Here is a 21,674-nt window from a genome sequence, read left to right as displayed (position 1 = left end):
TGTGGCAGGACCGGGTCATGCCGGTCGGGCGCGGGTCGGTACGGTCGTGGGCACCGAAGACGGAAGATCGACACGGGGGGTCCGGCGGACATGGCAGTGGAGCGGATACCGGCGGTGGCGGGGTTCGCGCCCCGCACGACGGCCGGGGTGTCGCCCAAGGAGGCGGGCAAGGCGCTGCGCAGGAGCGTCCCGCGCGCCGCGCACGCGGGCCTCGCGGTGGCGGCGGACCGGCCGGACGCGGTGCGGGCGGTGGAGGAGTCCAACGCCGGCCGGGTGCCGGAGCTGACGCCGATCCGGGTGGGGCGGATGGCAGCCAACCCGTTCGCCTTCCTGCGCGGGGCCGCGGGGCTCATGGCGCACGACCTGGCGGGCACGCCGGTGACCGGCGTGGGCGCGCAGATCTGCGGTGACGCGCACGCCGCGAACTTCGGGCTCTACGGCGACGCCCGCGGCCGACTGGTGATCGACCTCAACGACTTCGACGAGACGGTCTTCGGCCCGTGGGAGTGGGACGTCAAGCGGCTGGCCGCCTCGCTGGTGCTGGCCGGCCGGGTCGCGGGCGCCTCCGAGGACGTCTGCCGGGCGGCCGCCCGGGACGCGGTGGGCGCCTACCGGCGCACCGTGCGGCTGCTGGCGAAGCTGCCGGCGCTGGACGCCTGGAACGCCATCGCCGACGAGGAACTCGTCTCGCACACCGACGCCCGGGACCTGCTGGGCACGCTGGAGCGGGTCTCGGAGAAGGCCCGCAACAACACCGGCGCGCGGTTCGCGGCGAAGTCCACGGAGCCGGCCGAGGACGGCGGCCGGCGCTTCGTCGACGCCCTGCCGGTGCTGCGGCGGGTCGGGGACGAGGAGGCCGCCGCCGTCGCGGCCTCGCTCGGCCCCTACCTGGGGACGCTGAGCGGCGACCGGCTGCCGCTGCTGGCCCGGTACGCCGTCCACGACGTGGCGTTCCGGGTGGTGGGCACCGGCAGCGTGGGCACCCGCTCGTACGTGGTGCTGCTGCTGGACCACCGCGGTGAGGCGCTGGTGCTCCAGGTGAAGGAGGCCCGTCCCTCGGTGCTGCTGCCGCACCTGCCGGCCGTCGGCTTCCCCGCGCCGGTGGAGGAGCACGAGGGCCGCCGGGTGGTGGCGGGGCAGCAGCAGATGCAGGTCGTCTCGGACATCCTGCTCGGCTGGACCACGGTGCAGGGGCGGCCGTACCAGGTGCGCCAGTTCCGCAACCGCAAGGGCAGCGTGGACCCGGCGGCGCTGTCCGCCGACCAGCTCGACGACTACGGGCGGATGACGGGCGCGCTGCTGGCCCGGGCGCACGCGCACAGCGCCGATCCGCGGCTGCTGGCGGGGTACTGCGGCAAGAACGAGGAGCTGGACGAGGCGGTGGCGGCCTTCGCGGTGGCCTACGCCGACCGTACGGAGGCCGACCACGCGGATCTGGTGGCGGCGGTCAGGGCGGGGCGGATCGCGGCGGAGGAAGGCGTCTAGGCGCGGCGGCGGGGCTTCCTCCGCTGCTGCGGAAGCCGGGCTGCCGCTTCTGGGCCTGCCCGGGGGGCGCCGGGCCGCGGGGGTCCCGGCCCTGCCCGCCTCCGGGCTGCGGGGGTCCGCCCCTGCCCGCCTCCCGGCCGCGGGGATCCGCCCCTGCCCGCCTCCCGGTGCCCGGCGGTCGGGCGTCTCCTGGCCGCGGGGGTCCCGCCCCCTGCCCGCCTCCCGGTGCCCGGCGGTGGGCCGTAGGGTGGGGCGGGTGAGTGAGCAGACTGCCGGGGAGCCCTCGGCCCCCACGGACGGGCCCGCTGCCGACGAGCGGCCCGAGGCACGGCTGGAGCGGGCCGTGCGCGCGGCCGAGCAGGCGCTGATCGAGTTCGAGATCGCGGTGGAGACCTTCCGGGTCGAGGTGGAGAACTTCTCCCGGCTGCACCACCAGAAGCTCGGGCCGATGTACACCCGCCTCGACGAGCTGGACGCGCTGATCTGGGAGGCCAGGGCGGCGCGCTCGGGCGACCCGGAGGACCTGCGGCGCGCCCGGGACGCGCGCTCGCTGGTCATGCCGATGCCGGGCGTGGAGGAGCTGTTCCACGACTGGATGGGCTCGGACGGGATCTCCGACGACGCGGGCGCGATGCTCACCGAGCGGCCGGTGCGCCCGCCGGAGCGGGTCCGGCCGACCGAGGAGGCCCGCAAGCTGTACCGCGAGCTGGTCCGCCAGGCGCACCCGGACCTCGCCCGGGACGAGACCGAGCGGGCCCGCCGGGAGGCCTTCGTCGTCAAGGTGAACGCGGCGTACGCGCGCGGCGACGAGCAGCTGCTGCGCGAACTGGCCGGGGAATGGGCGGCCGGCCCGGTGCCCGAGGCGGCCCGGCCCACCGAGAGCGAGGAGCTGTACGCGCAGCTGGAGTGGCTGGCCCGGCGCAAGGAGCTGCTGACGGTGGTGGCCCGCGAGCTGGAGGAGAGCGCCATCGGCTCCATGCTGCGCATGGCCCCGGACGACCCGGACCGGCTGCTGGAGGAGATCGCCGAGCAGCTGCTGGCCCAGGTCGCCGAGCGCGAGGCGGAGCTCGCGGCCGTGCAGGGCTGACCGGTGCCCGGCGGATCGCGCCCGACCCGGCGCGTCCCGGGCGGGCACGGCCGGTGGGGCACACTGGCGGTGGGTTCTCTTTTCGAAAGGCGATACGCATGAGCTTCGGCACCGTGCCCGTGGTGGGCGTCGACGCGCTGGACGCGGACAGCTTCATCCTGGACGTCCGCGAGCAGGACGAATGGGACGCCGGGCACGCCGAAGGCGCGCTGCACATCCCCATGAGCCAGTTCGTGGCCCGGTTCGGCGAGCTGACGGAGGCGGCCGAGGACGGCCGCCGGGTGTTCGTGATGTGCCGGGTCGGCGGCCGTTCGGCGCAGGTCGCGCGCTACCTGGTCGGCCAGGGCGTCGACGCCGTGAACGTCGACGGCGGCATGCAGGACTGGGAGGCCTCGGGCCGCCCGGTGGTCACCGACGCGGGCGCTCCCGGCACCGTCGTCTGATCCTCAGCCGAGGGGATGGGCGGCCAGCAGGTCGCCCAGCGCCTCCTCGTGCGCGGCCGCCGGGCCGAGCGACAGCTCCAGGTGCTTGGCCCAGGCGTGGTAGCGGTGCAGCGGGTAGTCGGTGTCGGCGCCGAAGCCGCCGTGCAGGTGCTGCGCGGTCTGCACGACCCGGCGGACGCCCTCCGAGGCCCAGATCTTGGCCACGGCCACGTCGCCGGCGCTCGGCAGCGGGCCCCCCGAGCCGGGGCTGTCCAGGCGCCAGGCGGCCTGCCAGAGGGTGGCCTCCATGGCGCGCAGGTCGATGTAGCGGTCGGCGGCCTGCACCGCGACGGCCTGGAAGGTGGCGACGGGGAACCCGAACTGCTCCCGCTCACCCGTGTACCGGCCGGTCATGGCGAGCACGGCCTCGCCCAGGCCCAGCGCGAGCGCGCAGGTGCCGGTGGCCAGCAGCTGGCGCAGGTGCTCCCAGGCGCCGTCGGCCTCGACGAGCCGCTCGGCGGGCACGCGTACGCCGTCCAGGGTGAGCTCGGCCAGCCGTTCCCCGCTGGTGGAGTACTGGTCGGCGAGGCCCAGGCCCGCGCAGGTCCGCGGCACCAGGGCGAGCACCGCCCTGCCCTCGCCGGTGTGCGCGGGTACGGCGATCCAGTCGGCGCCGTGTGCCCAGGGCACGGCGGTCTGGAGCCCGTCCAGGACCCAGGCGCCGTCGTCGCGGCGTGCCGTGACGGCGAGTTCGGCCGGGTCGTGCCCGGTCCGGCCCTGTGCGGCCACGGTCAGCACCAGCTCGCCGCGGGCGGCGCGGGGCAGCAGCTCCGCGGCCAGGCGGGGGTCGGCGTACGCCTGGAGGGCCGTCGCGGTGGCGCAGTGCTCCAGCAGCGGGACCCGGGCGAGCACCTTGGCGGACTCGCGCAGCAGCAGGCACAGCGCGACGGTGTCCAGCCCGGCGCCGCCGTACCGCTCGGCCAGGACCAGGCCGAGCAGGTCGGACGCGGCGAGCCGGGCCCACAGCGGGCGGTCGAAGTCCTCGGCGACGGCGCCGGGGGTGAGCGCGGGACTGGGCACGGAGTCCGGGGCGACGTCGGCGAAGACCGCCCGGGCCGCCTCGACGGCGGCCTGCTGCTCCTCGGTGAAGGTGAAGTCCACGGCTGTCCTTCCGCGCACACCGGTTTTCTGACGGGGCGTCAAGATAGAGCAGCTTCTTGGAATTCACCAGCCCCGGGCTACGGGCAACGGCGCCGAGGAGGCGCGGGCCGAGCCTTGGCCGGACTGGGCTGAACCCGGGCCGTGGCCGGGTCGGGCGGTGGCGGGGCTGAGCCCTGGCTGAGCCGCCGTGGCCGGGCAGGGCCGGGTCGGGCGGTGGTGGGGCTGAGCCCTGGCTGAGCCGCCGTGGCCGGGCCGTGGCGGGGCTGGACCCTGGCCGAGCCGAGCCGGGCCGTGGCCGGGCAGGCCCGAGCCGCGCCATGGCCGGGCCGGTCAGGCCCGAGCCGTGGCCGGGCAGGGCCGGGCCGGGCCAGGTCGAGCCGTAGCAGAGCCGGGCCGTGGCCCTAGCCGGGCTGAACCCCGGCCGGGCCGTGGCCCAGCCGTGGCCGGGTCGTGGCTTTGGGTGGTTCAGCGGTCGAAGTCGAGCTCGACCTCCTCCGTCACCGGGTGGGACTGGCAGGCCAGGACGAAGCCGGCCTCGGTCTCCTCAGCCTCCAGGGCGAAGTTGCGCTCCATGCGGACCTCGCCGCCGACCAGGAAGGCCCGGCAGGTGCCGCAGACCCCGCCCTTGCAGGCGTACGGGGCGTCGGCCCGGTTGCGCAGCACCGCGTCCAGCAGGGATTCGCCCTCACGGACCGGCCAGGTGCCGGAGCGGCCGTCCAGGCGGGCGGTGACCCGGCTGTGCGCGGGCGCGGCCGTGCCCGCGGCGACCGGCGCCGGGGCGGCGGTGTCCTCGACGTGGAAGATCTCCTCGTGGATCCGGCCGCGTCCGACACCCAGGCCCCGCAGGGCCCGCTCGGCGCCCTGCACCAGCCCGTACGGGCCGCACAGGAACCAGCCGGCCACCTCGGGGACCGGCAGCAGCGCGGGCAGCAGGGCCGTCAGCCGCTCCTGGTCGAGCCGGCCCGAGGGCAGCCCGGCCTCCTGCTCCTCCCGGGAGAGCACCGTGACCAGCTGGAACCGCTCCGGCCAGCGGTCCTTGAGGTCGGCGACCTCCTCCAGGAACATCGTCGAGGCGGCCGTACGGTCGCTGCGCACCAGGCAGAACCGGGCGTCGGGGCGGGCGGCGAGCAGGGTGGCGGCGATGGACAGCACCGGGGTGATCCCGCTGCCGCCGACGACCGCCGCGTAGTGCGCGCCGGGCGCGGCCTTGGCCGGGTCGAGCACGAAGCGCCCGGCCGGGACCATCACGTCCAGGACGTCACCGGCGGCGATCTCCTTGTGGGCCCACGTGGAGAACTCGCCGCCCTCCACCAGCCGTACGCCGACCTGCAGCCGGTCCGGCCCGGGGCCCCCGGGGTCCGGGGCGGGCGAGCAGATCGAGTAGGTGCGGCGGACCTCGGTGCCCTCGTCGGTGGTCCGGCGCAGCGTCAGGTGCTGGCCGGCGGTGTGCCGGTACTCCTCGCGCAGCTCCGGCGGCACGGCGAGGGTGAGCGCGACCGAGTCGTCGGTGAGCCGGTCGACGGCCGCCACCGTCAGCGGGTGGAACGCGCCGTGGCGGGCTGCGGCCATCTACAGCTCCTTGAAGTGGTCGAACGGTTCCCGGCAGGCGACGCAGCGGCGCAGCGCCTTGCAGGCGGTGGAGGAGAAGCGGCTGAGCAGCTCGGTGTCGGTGGAGCCGCAGTGCGGGCAGCGCACCGACAGGGAGACCGGGACCGGCCCGCCGGCCGCGTGCGGACGCGGCGGGGCGATGCCGAACTCGGCCAGCTTGCGGCGGCCTTCGGCGCTGATGTCGTCCGTGGACCAGGCCGGGGAGAGCACCGTACGGACGGTCACCCGGGGTATGCCGTGGTCGGTCAGGACCCGCTCGATGTCGGCGGACATCGCCTCGATCGCGGGGCAGCCGGTGTAGGTGGGGGTGAGGTCGACGTCGACGCCGCCGTCCTCCCGCATGTGGACCCGGCGCAGCACGCCCAGCTCGGCCAGCGTGAGCACGGGCAGCTCGGGGTCGGGCACGGAGCCGGCCAGCGCGGCCAGTTCCTGCTCCAGCCGGGTCTCCTCGACGACCGCCCCGGTCACCACGACGCCCCCGGGTGGCTGCGGTGCAGGTGCTGCATCTCGGCGAGCATCCGCCCGAACGGTTCGGTGTGCAGGCCCTGGCGGCCGGCCCCGGCGGACCAGGCGCCGGTGCGCGGGCCCTCGGGCAGGCTCAGCCGGGCCCGGTCCAGGACCTCGGCCAGCTCGGCGAGCCAGCGCTGCTCCAGGGCGGAGCCGTCCACGTCCAGGCCGTCGACGGGCTGGAACATCTCGCCCGTGTACTTCCACAGGGCGTCCAGGGCGGCCCGCATGCGGCGGGTGCTCTCCTCGGTGCCGTCGCCGAGGCGCACGGTCCACTGGGCGGCGTGGTCGACGTGGTAGGCGGTCTCCTTGACGGCCTTGGCCGCGAGCGGAGCGAACGGGCCGTCGCCCGCCGCCAGCTCCGTCCACAGCAGGTGCTGGTGGAGGGAGAAGTAGAGCTGCCGGGCGATGGTGTGCGCGAAGTCGCCGTTGGGCTGCTCCACCAGCTGGAGGTTGCGGAAGGCCCGCTCCTCGCGCAGGAAGGCGAGCTCGTCCTCGTCGCCCACCAGGGACAGCAGGACACGGGCCTGGCCCAGCAGGTCCAGGGCGATGTTGGCGAGGGCGACCTCCTCCTCCAGGACGGGGGCGTGGCCCGCCCATTCGCCGAGGCGGTGCGAGAGCACCAGGGCGTCGTCGCCGAGGGCGAGCGCGGCGGTCGCCGGCACGGTGGCGGTCGTGGGCACGGTGGCGGTCACAGGTGGCGCACCCCCTCCGGGATCTCGTAGAACGTCGGGTGCCGGTACGGCTTGTCGGCGGCCGGGGCGAAGAACGGGTCGCGCTCGTCCGGCGAGGACGCGGTGATCTGCGCCGACGGGACGACCCAGATCGACACGCCCTCGTTGCGCCGGGTGTACAGGTCGCGGGCGTTGCGCAGGGCCATCTCCGCGTCCGGGGCGTGCAGGCTGCCGGCGTGGGTGTGCGAGAGGCCGCGGCGCGAGCGCACGAACACCTCCCACAGGGGCCAGTTCTGCGTCATACCCGTGCCTCCTCGTGCTGCTGTGCGTGTGCGTCTGCGTCTGCGTCTGCGGCTGCGTCTGCGTCTGCTTGCGCAGGCGCCTCGGCGTGGGCCCGGGCCTGCTTCTCGGCGTGGGCGGCGGCGGCCTCGCGGACCCAGGCGCCCTCCTCGTGGGCGCGGCGGCGCTGGGTGATGCGCTGCTCGTTGCAGGGGCCGTTGCCCTTGAGCACCTCCCAGAACTCCGTCCAGTCGATCGCGCCGAAGTCGTAGTGCCCGCGCTCCTCGTTCCACCGGATGTCCGGGTCCGGCAGGGTCAGGCCCAGGGCCTCGGACTGGGGGACGGCGATGTCGACGAACCGCTGGCGCAGCTCGTCGTTGCTGTGGCGCTTGATCCGCCAGGCCATCGACTGCGCCGAGTGCGCCGACTCGTCGTCCGGCGGGCCGAACATCATCAGCGAGGGCCACCACCAGCGGTCCACCGCGTCCTGCGCCATCGCGTGCTGCGCCTCGGTGCCCTTCGACAGGGCGAGCAGCAGCTCGTAGCCCTGGCGCTGGTGGAAGGACTCCTCCTTGCAGATGCGGACCATCGCGCGGGCGTAGGGCCCGTAGGAGCAGCGGCACAGCGGCACCTGGTTCGTGATCGCCGCGCCGTCCACCAGCCAGCCGATCGCGCCGACGTCGGCCCAGGTCAAGGTCGGGTAGTTGAAGATCGAGGAGTACTTCTGCCGGCCGGAGTGCAGCTTGTCGAGCAGCTCGTCACGGCTGGTGCCGAGGGTCTCGGCGGCGCTGTACAGGTACAGGCCGTGACCGGCCTCGTCCTGCACCTTGGCCATCAGGATGGCCTTGCGGCGCAGCGAGGGCGCCCGGGTGATCCAGTTGGCCTCGGGCTGCATGCCGATGATCTCGGAGTGGGCGTGCTGGGCCATCTGGCGGACCAGCGAGGCCCGGTACTCCTCGGGCATCCAGTCCCGGGGCTCCACCCGCTCGTCGGCCGCCACGGCGGCCTCGAAGGCGGCCGCGAGGGCCCTGTCCTGCCCCGTCTCCGGGGTCACTGCCACCATCCCGGCCCCCTTGCCAGTGAATTCGGCTGCGCTGACCGTCCGACCCGGGCGACCGACCGACCGATCGTTCGGTTCGAACTCTTCAATGGTGAGACGGCGGCCCGTAGGGTGTCAACCTCTGTGGGACCCTCTGTGGACGCCGAGGAGCGGGGCGGGATGGATTCGAACGAGCGGGAGGGCGCGGCCCCGGGCCCGCGACCGGCCGGCATCGCCGGTCTGCCCGGCCCGTACCGCGTCGTGGCGGCCCTGGCGCTGGGCGCCGTGTCGGTGGCCGCCTGCTGGCACCTGGCCATGGTGTTCCTGCACGTCGCGCCGTCGAACACGGTCACCAAGCGGCACGGCGCCACCGTCGACGCCTGGGTCTACCCCGAGTTCGAACAGAACTGGAAGCTCTTCGCCCCCAACCCCCTCCAGCAGAACATCGCCGTCGAGGTCCGCGCCCAGATCCGCACCGAGGCCGGGGAACGCCTGACCACCGACTGGCGGGACCTGTCCGCCGAGGACGCCCGGCGGATCCGGCACCAGCTGCTGCCCAGCCACACCGCGCAGAACGAGCTGCGCCGGGCCTGGGACTTCTACACCTCCTCGCACGACGAGGACGAAAAGCCCCAGGGCGAGCGCGGCGCGCTCTCGGAGGCCTACCTCCAGCGGATCGCGGTGGCCCGGCTGGCGGGCACGTACGGCGCCGGCGAGCTCCTGCGGGTCCAGCTGCGCTCGGTGACCCGGGCGGTGGCCGCGCCGAGGTGGAGCACCGAGACCACCGACACCGCGCCCTCCTACCGGGAGCTGCCGTGGTGGACCGTGTGAGGGCCGCCGCCGGGCGGGCCCTGGCACGGGTCACCGGGCAGGCGCTGGGCCCGTACCAGAGTGCCGTGCTGCGCATCGGCATCGCCGGGACCTGGCTGTTCTTCCTGCTGCGGGAGCTCCCGCACCGGCGCGAGCTGTACGGGCCCGAGAGCCCGTGGAGCTGGGAGCTGGGCCGGCGGCTGATCGCGACGAACGACGCCTTCTCGGTGCTGATGTGGGGATCCTCGGCGGTCTGGTTCGAGATCGTCTACGCGGTCGCGGTGCTCTCGGCCGTCCTGCTGCTGCTGGGCTGGCACACCCGGGCCGTCTCGGTGCTGTTCATGGTGGGCGTGCTGTCGCTGCAGAACCGCAGCGTCTTCATGGGCGACGGCGGGGACAACGTCATCCACCTGATGGCCCTGTACCTGGTGCTCACGCGGTGCGCCCAGGTGTGGTCCCTGGACGCCCGGCGGGCCGCGCGGCGCCGCCCGGGGCGTGACGGGCCGGCCGGACCGCTGCTGTGGGCCGTCCTCGGCCTGGTCCTGCTGTACGCGGCGGTGACCGGGCGGCTCGGCGCCGGCTGGCTGGCCGGGTTCGCGGCGCTGTGGGTGCTCCAGGCGCTGTGGTGGACCGTGGAGCGCCACGACCCCGACGGCGCGGGCCGGGCGACCCTGGACGTGCTGGCCAACCTGGTGCACAACGCGGCCCTGCTGGTGATCATGGCCGAGGTATGCCTGATCTACGCGACGGCCGGCTGGTACAAGATTCAGGGCTCGCGCTGGCAGGACGGCACCGCGCTGTACTACCCGCTCGGCCTGGACTACTTCACGCCCTGGCCCGGGCTGTCGGGGTTGCTGGCGGGCAGCGGGACGCTGGTGATGCTGCTGACGTACGGCACGGTGGCCGTGCAGGTCGCCTTCCCCTTCACGCTGCTGAACCGGCGGGTGAAGAACGCGCTGCTGGCGGTGATGATGCTGGAGCACGCGGGCATCGCGGTGCTGCTCGGGCTGCCGTTCTTCTCGCTGGCGATGATCGCGGCCGACGCCGTGTTCCTGCCCACCGGCTTCCTGCTGTGGCTCGGCGCCCGCGCGGCGTCCGTACGCGGCATGCTCCCCGGGCGGCGTCCGGCCACCGCAGGGACGGACCTCGCGCCGGAGCCTGGCGGCCCGGAGCATCCCGGCCCGGCGCCCGCGCCGGAGCCCGACCCCGAGCATCCCGGCCCGGCGCCCGCGCCCCTGCCGGAGCCGAGGCCGGAGCCGAGGCCGGGGACCGGGGGCGGCGGCCCGGCGGCCGTGGAGCAGCCGTCGGCGGGCACCTCGTAGGCTCGTCGCATGAGTGATGCGCGGGTGGCCGAGCGGACGCCGGAGGACGACGGCACGGTACGGCTGTGGCGGTCGGCCGCGGAGCGGGACGACCTGGTGCTGCTGGACGGCTTCCACGCGCTCAAGCACGCGCTCCGCTTCGGCGCCGACGTGCGCCTGGCCGTCGCCGACGACCCCGCCGCCGTACGCGCCCTGGCCGCCGAGCTCGCCCCGGACGTCGAGCCGGCCGTCGCCGGCCTGGTGCGCGCGGCCGAGCTGCGCTCGCTGCTGCCCCGGGTGCACCCCACCGGGGTGGCCGCCCTCGCGGTGCGACCGGACCGCGACGCGGGCCGCGCCGCACTGGCCCGCATCCCGCGCCGCGCGCCCGTGGTGGTCCTGGACAACCCGCGCAACCTCGGCAACGTCGGCGCCGTCGTCCGGCTCGCCGCCGGATTCGGCGCCACCGGTGTGGTCACCCGCGGCAGCCTCGACCCCTGGCACCCGAACGTGGTCCGGGCCGGGGCGGGGCTGCACTGGGCCACCACGGTGGACCGGCTGGAGGGCGACGACCTGCCGCCCGGGCCGCTGTACGCGCTGGACCCCGAGGGTGAGGACATCCGGTCCCTCACCCTCCCCGACGACGCGCTGCTCGCCTTCGGCTCCGAACGGCACGGCATCTCGGCGCAGCTGCGGGCCCGGGCCGACCACCTGGTCTCCCTGCCCATGCGGCCGCAGGTCTCCAGCTACAACCTGGCCACGAGCGTGGCCATGACCCTCTTCCACTGGGGCGGCCCCGCCGCGGGCTAGGCCCGGCGGCGGGCGCTACGTCAGCGGCTTCGGCCCGTCAGCGGGTCAGACCCGGCGGCGGGCGCTCCGCAGCGGGTCAGGCCTGGCGGCGCACCTCCACCATGCGGAAGCGGTTGGCGACGAACGCGCCGTCGCACAGGGCCGCGTTGGCCGCGGGGTTGCCACCCGAGCCGTGGAAGTCGGAGAACGCGGCCGTCTGGTTCACGTAGACCCCGCCGGTGAGGTTGAGGGAGAGCTGCGCGGACTCCTCCAGGCAGACCTCCTCCACCGCCCGCTCGGTGTCCGCCGAGGTGGTGTACGCGCCGACCGTCATGGCGCCCTTCTCCCGGACCGTGCGCCGCAGCAGCTCCAGGGCGTCGGCGGTGGAGTCCACCGCCACCGCGAACGAGACCGGCCCGAAGCACTCGGAGAGGTAGGGGGCGGAGTCGTCCGGCTTGGCAGCGTCCAGCTTGACCATGACCGGGGTGCGCACCACGGCGCCCGGGAACTCCGGGTTGGTCACCTCCCGCGAGGCCAGCGCGACCTCGCCGAGCCCGGCCGCCGCCTCCAGGCGCGCCTTGACGTCGGGGTTGACCAGGGCGCCCAGCAGGGCGTTGGCCCGGGCGTCCTCACCCAGCAGCCCCTCGACGGACGCGGCGAGGTCGGCGACCACCTCGTCGTACGTCTTGTGGCCGGCGTCGGTGGCGATGCCGTCCCGGGGGATCAGCAGGTTCTGCGGGGTGGTGCACATCTGGCCGCTGTAGAGCGACAGGGAGAAGGCGAGGTTCGCCAGCATGCCCTTGTAGTTGTCGGTGGAGTCCACGACGACGGTGTTGACGCCGGCCTTCTCCGTGTAGACCTGCGCCTGGCGGGCGTGGGTCTCCAGCCAGTCGCCGAACTCGGTGGAGCCGGTGTAGTCGATCACCTTGATCTCGGGGCGGACCGCCAGGGTCTTGGCGATGCCCTCGCCCGGACGCTCGGTGGCCAGCGCCACGAGGTTCGGGTCGAAGCCGGCCTCGGCCAGCACCTCACGGGCCACCTGCACGGTCAGCGCCAGCGGCAGGACGGCGCGCGGGTGCGGCTTGACCAGCACGGCGTTGCCGGTGGCCAGGGAGGCGAACAGGCCCGGGTAGCCGTTCCAGGTGGGGAAGGTGTTGCAGCCGATGACCAGCGCGATGCCGCGCGGCACGGCGGTGAAGGTCTTGCCCAGCTCCAGGGGGTCCTTCTTGCCCTGCGGCTTGGACCACTGCGCCTGCGCGGGGACGCGGGTCTGCTCCTCGTACGCGTAGGCCACGGCCTCCAGGCCGCGGTCCTGGGCGTGGGGGCCGCCGGCCTGGAACGCCATCATGAACGCCTGGCCGCTGGTGTGCATGACGGCGTGGGCGAACTCGTGGGTGCGGGCGCTGATCCGGGACAGGATCTCGATGCAGACCAGGGCGCGGGTCTCGGGGCCGGCGTCCCGCCAGGCGGCCATGCCCGCCTTCATCGCGGGCAGCAGCACGTCGGGGTCGACGTGGGGGTACTCCACGCCGAGCTCCGGGCCGTACGGCGAGACCTCGCCGCCGGTCCAGCCGTCGGTGCCGGGCTGGCCGAGGTCCAGCCGGGTGCCCTGCAGGGACTGGAAGGCCGCGAGGCCGTCGGCCGGGGCGGTCTCGCCGTAGGCCTTGGGGTGCTCGGGGTGCGGGGACCAGTAGGCGCGGCTGCGGACGGCCGCCAGCGCCTGGTCGAGAGTGGGCCGGTGCTTCTCGGAAAGCTGGGCGGCGGACAGGTCGGCGGCGGCCATCAAGACCAACTCCTCGTTGAGCCGGGCGAAGCGGAGCAGACTGGAGTTAGAGTAACCGAACGATCGGTCGGGACAAGAGGGCCCGACCGAGCCTGTGGACAACGCATGCGGGAGGATCGGGGACATGACAGCTATCGAGCGCTCCCGCACCGTGGCGGTCGTCGGCGCCGGGACCATGGGCCAGGGGATCGCCCAGGTCGCCCTGCTCGCCGGCCACCCCGTGCTGCTCCACGACGCCCTGCCCGGGCGCGCCCGTGAGGCCACCGAGGCGGTCGCCGGCCGGATCGAGCGGCTGGTCGACAAGGGCCGCCTGGACCGCGCGGCCGCGGACGCCGCCCTGGGCCGGCTCGCGGCCGCGGAGCGGCTGGCCGATCTCGCCGGGACCGCCCTGGTGATCGAGGCGATCGTCGAGGACGCGGACGTCAAGCGCCGGCTGTTCACGGAACTGGAGGCGGTGGTGCCGGCGGACGCCCTGCTGGCCACCAACACCTCCTCCCTCTCGGTCACCGAGCTGGCGGGCGCCCTCACGCACCCGGGCCGGTTCGTCGGCCTGCACTTCTTCAACCCGGCGCCGCTGCTGCCGCTGGTCGAGGTGGTCAGCGGCTTCGCCACCGACCCGCAGGCCGCCGACACGGCGTACGACACGGTGCTGGGCTGGGGGAAGACCCCGGTCCGCTGCGCCGACACCCCGGGCTTCATCGTCAACCGGATCGCCCGCCCGTTCTACGCCGAGGCCTTCGCGGTCCACGAGGAGCAGGGCGCCGACCCGGCGACGATCGACGCGGTGCTGCGCGAGTGCGGCGGCTTCAGGATGGGCCCGTTCGAGCTGACCGACCTGATCGGCCAGGACGTCAACGAGGCCGTCACCCGCTCGGTGTGGGAGTCGTTCTTCCGCAGCCCCAAGTTCACCCCCTCGCTCGCGCAGCGCCGGCTGGTCCAGTCGGGCCGGCTCGGCCGCAAGTCGGGCCACGGCTGGTACCCGTACGGCCCCCAGGCGCCGGCTCCGCAGCCGCACACCGCCCCGCCCGCCGAGGCCCCCGAGAAGGTCACCGTCGTCGGTGACCTGGGGCCCGCCGCCGCGCTGGTGGAGCTGTTCGAGGAGGCCGGGATCGCGGTCACCACGAGCGAGACCGGCGGTCCGTACATCCAGCTGCCCGGTGAGGGCCAGCTCGTCCTGGCCGACGGCAGGACCTCGATCGAGTTCTCCGACGTCGTCTACTTCGACCTCGCCCTCGACTACCGCGGCGCCACCCGGATCGCGCTGTCGGCGTCCGAGGACACCTCCGAGCGCACCCTCGCCGAGGCCGTCGGGCTGTTCCAGAAGCTCGGCAAGCAGGTCAGCGTCATCGGGGACGTGCCCGGCATGATCGTCGCGCGCACCGTCGCGATGCTGATCGACCTGACCGCCGACGCGGTCGCCCGCGGCACGGCCACCGCCGAGGACATCGACACCGCGATGAAACTCGGCGTGAACTACCCCCTCGGCCCCTGGGAGTGGAACGAGCGGCTCGGCCGTGACTGGGCCTACGACCTCCTGCACCACCTCGACGAGCGGTGCCCGGGCGGCCGCTACGCGCCCTCCCTGGCGCTGTACCGGCTCGGCTACCGCGACGACGAGGAGAACGGCACCTCATGACCACCGCACGGCGGGACACCTACACCCCCGAGACGCTGCTGTCGGTGGCCGTCCAGGTCTTCAACGAGCGCGGCTACGACGGCACCTCCATGGAGCACCTCTCCAAGGCCGCCGGGATCTCCAAGTCCTCGATCTACCACCACGTCGCGGGCAAGGAGGAGCTGCTCCAGCGTGCCGTCAGCCGGGCGCTGGACGGGCTGTTCGCGATCCTCGACGAGCCGGGCGCCACGCACGGGCGGGCCGTCGAGCGCGTCGAGCACGTCACGCGGCGCACGGTGGAGGTGCTGGTCACCGAACTGCCGTACGTCACGCTGCTGCTGCGGGTGCGCGGCAACACGCGCACCGAACGCTGGGCGCTGGAGCGCCGCCGCGAGTTCGACCACCGGGTGGCCGAGCTGCTCGGCGCCGCCGAGGCCGAGGGCGACCTGCGCGCGGACCTCGACACTCGGCTCGCCACCCGGCTGCTGTTCGGCATGGTGAACTCGCTGGTGGAGTGGTACCGGCCGCACTCGGCCGCGGACCGGGAACAGCTCGCCGAGGCGGTCGTCCGGCTCGCCTTCGACGGTCTGCGCACGGCGCACTGACGTCGTCCGGGGTCGTCCGCGGTCGTCCGAGATCCTCCGCGTCCTCCGACGTCGTCCGACGTCCTCCGGTCCTCCTCTCGCGTCACTCCTCGCCGAGATGGGGCGCCCGGGGGGACTGCGGGTCCAGCAGATCCGTTTCCTCGAACACCAGCAGGGTGTGCGTGGAGAGCACCTCCGGGATGGCCTGGAGGCGGGTGAGGACGAGCTCGCGCAGGGTGCGGTTGTCCGGGGTGTGCACCAGCAGCAGGACGTCGAAGTCCCCGCTGACCAGCGCGATGTGGGCGGCGCCTGGCAGCTCGCGCAGTTGCTCGCGCACGGTCCGCCAGGAGTTCTGGACGATCTTCAAGGTGATGTACGCCGACGCGCCCTGACCCGCGCGTTCGTGGTTGATCCGGGCCGCGAAGCCGCGGATCACGCCGTCGTCGATCAGCCGGTTGATCCGGGCGTACGCGTTCGCCCGGCTGACGTGCACCTGCTCGGCGACCGACCGTATCGACGCCCGGCCGTCCGTCTGGAGCAACCGCAGGATCGAACGGTCGATGGGGTCCAGGGGGCGCGGCGGGGGCGTCGCGGCCGCGGGCGCGCCGGGCGGGCAGGCCGCCGCCGGACCCGGGGTGACCGGCGCGGAACCCGCTCCAGCCATTTGTTCATCCGCCATTGCCCCCTGCCTCCCTCTCCTGGACGTCCTGCACCCATCCCAGGGCCCCGGCGCCCGTTTGTCCACAGCCTGGAGGCGCCTGTAGCCAAAATGTGCGGTCGACCGAACAATCGGTAGGTGAGGCGCTTCACTCCGCCCGGTCACCGCCGGGGGTGCCGGGCGCCCGCCCTGCCCGCTTCCCACGAGGAGGTGTACGCCGCCATGACGGTCCAAGAGCTGCCCGGTGCCGGTGCGTCCTACCGTCCCACCCCGCCTCCCTCGTGGAGGCCCCGTACGGAGGCCGCGCCGCTGCTGCCCGACGCCGAGCCCTACCGGGTGCTGGGCACGCCGGCCGCGGACAAGCTCGACCCGGAGCTGATGCGGCGGTGCTACGCCGAGCTGGTGCGCGGGCGCCGGTACAACGCCCAGGCCACCGCGCTGACCCGGCAGGGCCGGCTCGCGGTCTACCCGTCCACCGTGGGCCAGGAGGCCTGCGAGATCGCGGCGGCGCTGGTCCTGGCCGAGCAGGACTGGCTCTTCCCGAGCTACCGCGACACCCTGGCGGCCGTCGCGCGCGGCCTCGACCCCGTGCAGGCCCTGACCCTGCTGCGGGGCGACTGGCACACCGGCTACGACCCGCGCGAGCACCGCATAGCCCCGCTGAGCACCCCCCTGGCCACCCAGCTGCCGCACGCCGTGGGCCTGGCGCACGCCGCCCGGCTGCGCGGGGACGACGTCGTCGCCCTCGCCATGGTCGGCGACGGCGGCACCAGCGAGGGCGACTTCCACGAGGCGCTGAACTTCGCGGCCGTCTGGCAGGCCCCGGTCGTCTTCCTGGTGCAGAACAACGGCTTCGCCATCTCCGTCCCGCTGGCCAAGCAGACCGCCGCGCCGACCCTGGCCCACAAGGGCGTCGGTTACGGCATGCCGGGCCGCCTGGTCGACGGCAACGACGTCGCCGCCGTCCACGAGGTGCTGGCCGAGGCGGTGCACCGTGCCCGTACGGGCGGCGGCCCGACCCTGGTCGAGGCGATCACGTACCGGATGGACGCCCACACCAACGCCGACGACGCCACGCGCTACCGGGACGACGACGAGGTGGCCGCCTGGAAGGAGCACGACCCCGTGGAACTGCTGGAGCGCGAGCTGACCGCGCGCGGCATCCTGGACGAGGCCGGGATCGAGGCCGCCAAGGACGCGGCCGAGACGATGGCCGCGGCCCTGCGCGAGCGGATGAACGCCGACCCGGTGCTGGACCCGATGGACCTGTTCGCCCACGTGTACGCCGAGCAGACCGGGCGGCTGCGCGAACAGGCCGCCATGCTGCGCGCCGAGCTCGACGCGGAGGCCCAGGGATGACCACGGTGGCGGTGAAGCCGGCGACGATGGCCCAGGCCCTGGGCCGCGCGCTGCGCGATGCGATGGCCGAGGACCCCACGGTCCACGTCATGGGCGAGGACGTCGGCACCCTCGGCGGCGTCTTCCGGATCACGGACGGGCTGGCCAAGGAGTTCGGCGAGGAGCGCTGCACGGACACCCCGCTGGCCGAGGCCGGCATCCTCGGCGCGGCCGTCGGCATGGCGATGTACGGGCTGCGCCCGGTCGTGGAGATGCAGTTCGACGCGTTCGCCTACCCGGCGTTCGAGCAGCTGATCTCGCACGTGTCCCGGATGCGCAACCGCACCCGCGGCGCGATGCCGCTGCCCATCACCATCCGGGTGCCCTACGGCGGCGGGATCGGCGGCGTGGAGCACCACAGCGACTCCTCCGAGGCGTACTACGTGGCCACCCCCGGCCTGCACGTGGTGACGCCGGCGACGGTGGAGGACGCGTACGGCCTGCTGCGCGCCTCGATCGCCTCGGACGATCCGGTGGTCTTCCTGGAGCCCAAGCGGCTGTACTGGTCGAAGTCCGAGTGGAACCCGGACACCCCGGCGGCCGTGCCGGGCATCGGCAAGGCGCTCGTGCGCCGGGCGGGCACCAGCGCGACCCTGATCACCTACGGCCCCTCGCTGCCGGTGTGCCTGGAGGCCGCCGAGGCGGCCCGCGAGGAGGGCTGGGACCTGGAGGTCGTGGACCTGCGCTCGCTGGTGCCGTTCGACGAGGACACGGTCGTCGCCTCGGTACGCCGCACCGGACGGGCGGTGGTGGTCCACGAGGCCAACGGCTTCGGCGGACCGGGCGCGGAGATCGCCGCGCGGATCACCGAGCGCTGCTTCCACCACCTGGAGGCGCCGGTGCTGCGGGTGACCGGGTTCGACATCCCGTACCCGCCGCCGATGCTGGAGAAGCACCACCTGCCCGGCGTGGACCGGATCCTGGACACCGTGGCCCGCCTGCAGTGGGAGAACTGATGCCTCAGGTGTTCGAGTTCAAGCTCCCCGACCTCGGTGAGGGACTGACCGAGGCGGAGATCGTGCGCTGGCTGGTCTCCGTCGGCGACGTGGTCGCCGTGGACCAGCCCGTGGTGGAGGTCGAGACGGCCAAGGCCATGGTGGAGGTGCCCTGCCCGTACGGCGGTGTGGTCACCGCCCGGTTCGGCGAGGAGGGCACCGAGCTTCCCGTGGGGGCGCCGCTGCTGACGGTGGCGGTGGGTTCGGCCACCGGGTCGGACGACGCCGCGGGGGCGGGCGCCGGTGAGCAGGCGGAGTCCGGCTCGGGCAACGTCCTCGTCGGGTACGGCACGGACCACTCCCGCCCGGCCCGGCGCCGCCGCATCCGCCCCGGCGCCCCGGCCCCGGCAGGTCCGGCTGCCACGCCCGCGCCTGGGCCTACGTCCGTGGCTGCTCCTGCTCCTGCTCCTGCTCCGGTGGCCGCTGCGGCGGCTCCGGTGGCAGCCGCGCCGGTGGTCCGGGACGCCGGTCCGGTGCCGGTGATCTCGCCGCTGGTGCGCAAGCTGGCCAAGGACAACGGGGTCGATCTGCGGGCGCTGGCCGGCAGCGGGCCCGACGGGTTGATCCTGCGCGCCGACGTCGAGGCAGCGCTGCGCGCCGCCGCGTCCGTGGCCGCGCCGGTGACCGTCCCGGCCGCCGCCGGGACGGCCGCGGCGGGCGAGCGCATTCCGCTCAAGGGGCTGCGCGGGGCGGTCGCCGAGAAGCTCTCGCGCAGCCGGCGCGAGATACCGGACGCCACGTGCTGGGTGGACGCCGATGCCACCGAGCTGATGGCGGCCCGGGCCGCGATGAACGCGGCCGGCGGGCCGAAGATCTCGGTGCTGGCGCTGCTGGCCCGGATCTGCACGGCGGCCCTCGCCCGCTACCCGGAGCTCAACTCCACGGTGGACCTGGCGGCCAACGAGATCGTCCGGCTGCCCGGGGTGCACCTGGGCTTCGCGGCGCAGACCGACCGGGGCCTGGTGGTGCCGGTGGTGCGCGACGCGCACACCATGAACCCGGAGGCGCTGACCGCCGAGTTCGCCCGGCTGACGGAGGTGGCGCGCGCCGGAAAGCTGGCACCCGCCGATCTGACCGGCGGCACGTTCACGCTCAACAACTACGGCGTGTTCGGCGTGGACGGGTCCACGCCGATCATCAACCACCCCGAGGCGGCCATGCTCGGTGTCGGCCGGATCGTCCCCAAGCCCTGGGTCCACCAGGGCGAGCTGGCGGTCCGCCAGGTGGTCCAGCTGTCGCTGACCTTCGACCACCGGGTCTGCGACGGCGGCACGGCCGGCGGGTTCCTGCGCTACGTCGCCGACTGCGTGGAGTCCCCGGCGGTACTGCTGCGCTCGCTGTAGCTGGTGCTGGTGCTGGTGCTGGTGCCCGTGCCGGTGCGGGTGTCGGTGCTGGGCTGGTCTGGCGCCGGCACCAGCGATCCGGACCCGGACCTGGCCCGGACCCTGCCCGGCCCCGGCCCCCGTCTGTCACCGGTCTCGGGCCCCGGTCGCCGCTCGCGGGCCCGGCCCGGTACCGGCCCCGTCTGTCGCCGGTCTCGGGCCCCGGTCCTGGTCGCCGGTGGCGGGCCCCGGGCCCCGGCCCGGTCACTGGTCGCGGGGCCAGGCCCCGGTCACCGGTCGCGGGGCCCGGGCCCGGTGCCGGTGCCGGTGTCCGTCCCGGCCGCAGTAGCGGCCGGGACGCCCGGCAGCCGGGGCGGGGTCCAGTCCGCGTGGCGCAGGATCGTGCGGATGGTGGCCCCCGACGGGGCCAGCCGCAGTGCGGTGTTGCGCAGGGCGACGGCGAGCGGGTGGGTCAGTTGCTGGCCCATCCGCCCGGCCCGTCGCGCGGCCACGGTCACGGCCTGGGTCCGCGGCCGGCGCAGGGCGTCGTAGCGGGCCAGCGCCGCCTCCGGCCCGGGTCCGGCCGCCAGTTCGGCCGCCAGGGTGACGGCGTCCTCCAGGGCCTGGCAGGCGCCCTGCCCGAGGTGGGGGGTCATGGCGTGCGCGGCGTCCCCGAGCAGGGCCACCCGGCCGGAGACGAAGCGCGGCAGGGGCACGGCCAGTTCGTGGATGTCGTGGTGCAGCACGTCCTCGGGGCGGGTCGCGGCCAGCAGGTCCTGTACCGGTCCCGGCCAGGACGCGAAGCGGCGGGTGACGACCGCGAGCGGGTCGGCGTGGCGCACGCCCGCCGGTGCGTTCAGGACGGCGTGCCATTCGGCGCGCCCGTCGCGGAACCCGATGTGCCCGAACTCCGCGCCCGGCCCCCACACCAGGGTGAAGTCGGTGTCCAGGCGGACCGGCCGGGCGGTGATCGCCCGGAGCACCGTCGAGCCGCTGTAGGCGGGGCCGGGATGCTCCGGGAAGAGGGCCGCGCGGATCCGGCTGCGCACCCCGTCCGCGGCGACCACCACGTCCGCCTCGTGGGCCTCACCGCCCTGGCAGTGCACCACCGGCCGGGCGCTGCCGGTCGTGATCCGCTCCGCCGTGCGGCCCACCAGGAGGGCGGACTGCGGAAGGGCGGCGCGCAGCAGCGCGTGCAGCTCGGCCCGGGGGACGCCGGTCATCGGTACGCCCAGGGCGCGTTCCAGGGCTGCCCCGTCCATCCGGGACAGCCAGCGGCCGTCGGGGGCCCGGGTCCCGCCGGTGTACTGCGGCCGGGCGGCCCGGCGCACCGCCGCGCCCAGGCCCAGCGCCTCCAGTGCCCGGATCCCGTTGGCGGCCAGGGAGATCCCGGCGCCGGCGTCGTCGAGCACGGCCGAGCGCTCCAGGACGGCCACCTCCCAGCCGGTGCGGTGCAGCCCGACGGCCGCCGCGAGTCCCCCGATGCCCCCGCCGACCACCACGGCTCTGCCCCTGCTGCCCATGACCGCCCCTTTCTACATCTGTAGAAGACCTGGGGCGCAGTGTACTCAGCCGCTTCTACAGGTGTAGAAAGAGGGGGTGAGTGAGGAACGACGTACCGTCCTGGCCGACGCGGCCATCGAGGTCCTGGCCGGCGCCGGCATGCGGGGCCTGACCCACCGGGCCGTGGACCGGGCGGCCGGCCTGCCGGACGGGACCACCTCGGCCTACTTCCGCACCCGCGCGGCCCTGCTGACCGCCCTGGTCCGCCGCCTGGTCGCCCGGGACCAGGCCGAGCTCCAGGCCGCGGGCGAGGCGGCGCCCGTCCCCCGGACGGCCGAGGAACTCACCGACGGCTTCCTCGCGCTGACGAGGCGGCGGCTCACCGGGGAGGGCCGGCAGCGTTCGCTGGCCCGCTACGCCTGCGCGCTTGAGAGCGTGCGCGACCCGGAGCTACGGGAGATCCTCGTGCCCCGGGACAACGCCGGCCGCGACGCCGTGCGCGCCTTCCTCGCCGCCCGCGGGGTGGCCGACCCCGACGCCCGGACCCACACGCTCCTGGCCTGTGTGGACGGCCTGGTCCTGGACCACCTGCTCACGGCCACCCCGGTCCCCCGGGAGGCGGTGGAAGGCCTGGTCGCGGCCGCGTTGCGCTGAGTC

21 protein-coding genes are annotated in these 21,674 nt (G+C 74.9%); 12 read left to right on the top strand and 9 right to left on the bottom strand.

All coding sequences use genetic code 11. The annotated features are described in order from the left end of the window. Positions 1-90: 90 nt before the first annotated feature. The 3 genes from LG632_RS10925 (at position 91) to LG632_RS10915 (ending at position 3,015) form a co-directional block, all read left to right on the top strand. Positions 91-1,485, top strand: coding sequence for a DUF2252 domain-containing protein (locus LG632_RS10925; RefSeq protein WP_226726739.1), 1,395 nt, complete (start codon positions 91-93; stop codon positions 1,483-1,485). A 256-nt stretch (positions 1,486-1,741) separates the two neighbouring features. Continuing rightward, positions 1,742-2,572 carry a J domain-containing protein gene (locus LG632_RS10920; RefSeq protein ID WP_226726738.1) on the top strand — a complete coding sequence of 277 codons (831 nt, stop codon included), beginning with the start codon at positions 1,742-1,744 and terminating at the stop codon, positions 2,570-2,572. Between the two features lie 98 nt (positions 2,573-2,670). After that, positions 2,671-3,015, top strand: coding sequence for a rhodanese-like domain-containing protein (locus LG632_RS10915; protein WP_226726737.1), 345 nt, complete (start codon positions 2,671-2,673; stop codon positions 3,013-3,015). Between the two features lie 3 nt (positions 3,016-3,018). On the opposite strand, the gene LG632_RS10910 is transcribed toward LG632_RS10915, so the two are convergent. The 6 genes from LG632_RS10910 to paaA all read right to left on the bottom strand — a co-directional run bounded on the left by LG632_RS10910 (position 3,019) and on the right by paaA (position 8,286). Then, entirely contained in the window at positions 3,019-4,155 is a 1,137-nt protein-coding gene (locus tag LG632_RS10910) for an acyl-CoA dehydrogenase family protein (protein ID WP_226726736.1), read from the bottom strand. Positions 4,156-4,620: 465 nt separating this feature from the next. After that, positions 4,621-5,724, bottom strand: a complete 1,104-nt coding sequence (locus LG632_RS10905; RefSeq protein ID WP_226726734.1) for a 2Fe-2S iron-sulfur cluster-binding protein — start codon at positions 5,722-5,724, stop codon at positions 4,621-4,623. Beyond that, positions 5,725-6,234, bottom strand: a complete 510-nt coding sequence (gene paaD / locus LG632_RS10900; RefSeq protein WP_374203453.1) for a 1,2-phenylacetyl-CoA epoxidase subunit PaaD — start codon at positions 6,232-6,234, stop codon at positions 5,725-5,727. Continuing rightward, a complete protein-coding gene (gene paaC, locus LG632_RS10895) occupies positions 6,228-6,965 on the bottom strand; it encodes a 1,2-phenylacetyl-CoA epoxidase subunit PaaC (protein ID WP_226726732.1) in 738 nt (245 codons plus the stop codon). The genes paaD and paaC overlap by 7 nt, the downstream gene beginning before the upstream one ends. Then, positions 6,962-7,246 (bottom strand): 1,2-phenylacetyl-CoA epoxidase subunit PaaB, encoded by a 285-nt coding sequence (paaB, locus tag LG632_RS10890; protein WP_226726731.1) that lies wholly within the window; start codon positions 7,244-7,246, stop codon positions 6,962-6,964. Before paaB ends, paaC begins: the two co-directional genes overlap by 4 nt. Beyond that, entirely contained in the window at positions 7,243-8,286 is a 1,044-nt protein-coding gene (gene paaA, locus LG632_RS10885) for a 1,2-phenylacetyl-CoA epoxidase subunit PaaA (RefSeq protein WP_226726730.1), read from the bottom strand. Before paaA ends, paaB begins: the two co-directional genes overlap by 4 nt. A gap of 156 nt (positions 8,287-8,442) precedes the next feature. On the opposite strand from paaA, the gene LG632_RS10880 reads away from it, so the two are divergent. The 3 genes from LG632_RS10880 to LG632_RS10870 are packed head-to-tail and all read left to right on the top strand — an operon-like array spanning position 8,443 to position 11,180. Further along, complete coding sequence (locus LG632_RS10880; protein WP_226726728.1) at positions 8,443-9,093, top strand: DUF5819 family protein; 651 nt, start codon at positions 8,443-8,445, stop codon at positions 9,091-9,093. Continuing rightward, positions 9,081-10,394 carry an HTTM domain-containing protein gene (locus LG632_RS10875; RefSeq protein WP_374203452.1) on the top strand — a complete coding sequence of 438 codons (1,314 nt, stop codon included), beginning with the start codon at positions 9,081-9,083 and terminating at the stop codon, positions 10,392-10,394. The genes LG632_RS10880 and LG632_RS10875 overlap by 13 nt, the downstream gene beginning before the upstream one ends. A gap of 9 nt (positions 10,395-10,403) precedes the next feature. Beyond that, entirely contained in the window at positions 10,404-11,180 is a 777-nt protein-coding gene (locus LG632_RS10870) for a TrmH family RNA methyltransferase (RefSeq protein ID WP_226726726.1), read from the top strand. A gap of 76 nt (positions 11,181-11,256) precedes the next feature. On the opposite strand, the gene paaN is transcribed toward LG632_RS10870, so the two are convergent. Beyond that, positions 11,257-12,942 (bottom strand): phenylacetic acid degradation protein PaaN, encoded by a 1,686-nt coding sequence (paaN, locus tag LG632_RS10865; protein ID WP_226726725.1) that lies wholly within the window; start codon positions 12,940-12,942, stop codon positions 11,257-11,259. 124 nt (positions 12,943-13,066) lie between these two features. On the opposite strand from paaN, the gene LG632_RS10860 reads away from it, so the two are divergent. After that, positions 13,067-14,578 carry a 3-hydroxyacyl-CoA dehydrogenase gene (locus LG632_RS10860; protein ID WP_226726723.1) on the top strand — a complete coding sequence of 504 codons (1,512 nt, stop codon included), beginning with the start codon at positions 13,067-13,069 and terminating at the stop codon, positions 14,576-14,578. Beyond that, the gene (locus tag LG632_RS10855; RefSeq protein WP_226726722.1) at positions 14,575-15,162 is read left to right on the top strand and encodes a TetR/AcrR family transcriptional regulator; all 588 of its coding nucleotides are present in this window, start codon (positions 14,575-14,577) and stop codon (positions 15,160-15,162) included. The genes LG632_RS10860 and LG632_RS10855 overlap by 4 nt, the downstream gene beginning before the upstream one ends. 82 nt (positions 15,163-15,244) lie before the next feature. On the opposite strand, the gene LG632_RS10850 is transcribed toward LG632_RS10855, so the two are convergent. Beyond that, a complete protein-coding gene (locus LG632_RS10850; RefSeq protein ID WP_226726721.1) occupies positions 15,245-15,820 on the bottom strand; it encodes an Lrp/AsnC family transcriptional regulator in 576 nt (191 codons plus the stop codon). Between the two features lie 201 nt (positions 15,821-16,021). Between LG632_RS10850 and pdhA the strand changes: the two genes are divergently transcribed. Genes pdhA through LG632_RS10835 form a run of 3 tightly spaced genes read left to right on the top strand, consistent with a single transcriptional unit; the run spans position 16,022 to position 19,535 of the window. Continuing rightward, positions 16,022-17,158: a pyruvate dehydrogenase (acetyl-transferring) E1 component subunit alpha gene (gene pdhA / locus LG632_RS10845; protein WP_226726720.1), complete on the top strand. Its 1,137-nt coding sequence runs from the start codon at positions 16,022-16,024 to the stop codon at positions 17,156-17,158. After that, entirely contained in the window at positions 17,155-18,153 is a 999-nt protein-coding gene (locus LG632_RS10840) for an alpha-ketoacid dehydrogenase subunit beta (RefSeq protein ID WP_226726718.1), read from the top strand. Before pdhA ends, LG632_RS10840 begins: the two co-directional genes overlap by 4 nt. Then, entirely contained in the window at positions 18,153-19,535 is a 1,383-nt protein-coding gene (locus LG632_RS10835) for a dihydrolipoamide acetyltransferase family protein (protein WP_226726716.1), read from the top strand. Before LG632_RS10840 ends, LG632_RS10835 begins: the two co-directional genes overlap by 1 nt. Positions 19,536-19,804: 269 nt before the next feature. Here the strand turns inward: LG632_RS10835 and LG632_RS10830 are convergent, their stop codons facing one another. Further along, positions 19,805-21,037: an FAD-dependent monooxygenase gene (locus tag LG632_RS10830; protein WP_226726714.1), complete on the bottom strand. Its 1,233-nt coding sequence runs from the start codon at positions 21,035-21,037 to the stop codon at positions 19,805-19,807. 76 nt (positions 21,038-21,113) lie between these two features. On the opposite strand from LG632_RS10830, the gene LG632_RS10825 reads away from it, so the two are divergent. Further along, on the top strand, positions 21,114-21,671 hold the full coding sequence (locus tag LG632_RS10825) for a TetR/AcrR family transcriptional regulator (protein ID WP_226726712.1): 558 nt from the start codon (positions 21,114-21,116) through the stop codon (positions 21,669-21,671). The last annotated feature ends 3 nt before the right edge of the window (positions 21,672-21,674 follow it).

Source organism: Streptomyces antimicrobicus (assembly GCF_020532625.1).
Classification (GTDB): domain Bacteria; phylum Actinomycetota; class Actinomycetes; order Streptomycetales; family Streptomycetaceae; genus Streptomyces; species Streptomyces antimicrobicus.
This window is presented reverse-complemented; position numbering and strand designations above follow the sequence as displayed.

What these genes read in the sequence shown, in the direction of transcription:
- LG632_RS10925 (WP_226726739.1), top strand. Translation starts at nt 91, where the DNA reads ATGGCAGTGGAGCGGATACCGGCGGTGGCGGGGTTCGCGCCCCGCACG.
- LG632_RS10915 (WP_226726737.1), top strand. Translation starts at nt 2,671, where the DNA reads ATGAGCTTCGGCACCGTGCCCGTGGTGGGCGTCGACGCGCTGGACGCG.
- LG632_RS10905 (WP_226726734.1), bottom strand. Translation starts at nt 5,724, where the DNA reads ATGGCCGCAGCCCGCCACGGCGCGTTCCACCCGCTGACGGTGGCGGCC.
- paaB (WP_226726731.1), bottom strand. Translation starts at nt 7,246, where the DNA reads ATGACGCAGAACTGGCCCCTGTGGGAGGTGTTCGTGCGCTCGCGCCGC.
- paaA (WP_226726730.1), bottom strand. Translation starts at nt 8,286, where the DNA reads ATGGTGGCAGTGACCCCGGAGACGGGGCAGGACAGGGCCCTCGCGGCC.
- LG632_RS10880 (WP_226726728.1), top strand. Translation starts at nt 8,443, where the DNA reads ATGGATTCGAACGAGCGGGAGGGCGCGGCCCCGGGCCCGCGACCGGCC.
- LG632_RS10870 (WP_226726726.1), top strand. Translation starts at nt 10,404, where the DNA reads ATGAGTGATGCGCGGGTGGCCGAGCGGACGCCGGAGGACGACGGCACG.
- paaN (WP_226726725.1), bottom strand. Translation starts at nt 12,942, where the DNA reads ATGGCCGCCGCCGACCTGTCCGCCGCCCAGCTTTCCGAGAAGCACCGG.
- LG632_RS10860 (WP_226726723.1), top strand. Translation starts at nt 13,067, where the DNA reads ATGACAGCTATCGAGCGCTCCCGCACCGTGGCGGTCGTCGGCGCCGGG.
- LG632_RS10855 (WP_226726722.1), top strand. Translation starts at nt 14,575, where the DNA reads ATGACCACCGCACGGCGGGACACCTACACCCCCGAGACGCTGCTGTCG.
- LG632_RS10850 (WP_226726721.1), bottom strand. Translation starts at nt 15,820, where the DNA reads ATGGCGGATGAACAAATGGCTGGAGCGGGTTCCGCGCCGGTCACCCCG.
- pdhA (WP_226726720.1), top strand. Translation starts at nt 16,022, where the DNA reads ATGACGGTCCAAGAGCTGCCCGGTGCCGGTGCGTCCTACCGTCCCACC.
- LG632_RS10840 (WP_226726718.1), top strand. Translation starts at nt 17,155, where the DNA reads ATGACCACGGTGGCGGTGAAGCCGGCGACGATGGCCCAGGCCCTGGGC.
- LG632_RS10835 (WP_226726716.1), top strand. Translation starts at nt 18,153, where the DNA reads ATGCCTCAGGTGTTCGAGTTCAAGCTCCCCGACCTCGGTGAGGGACTG.
- LG632_RS10830 (WP_226726714.1), bottom strand. Translation starts at nt 21,037, where the DNA reads ATGGGCAGCAGGGGCAGAGCCGTGGTGGTCGGCGGGGGCATCGGGGGA.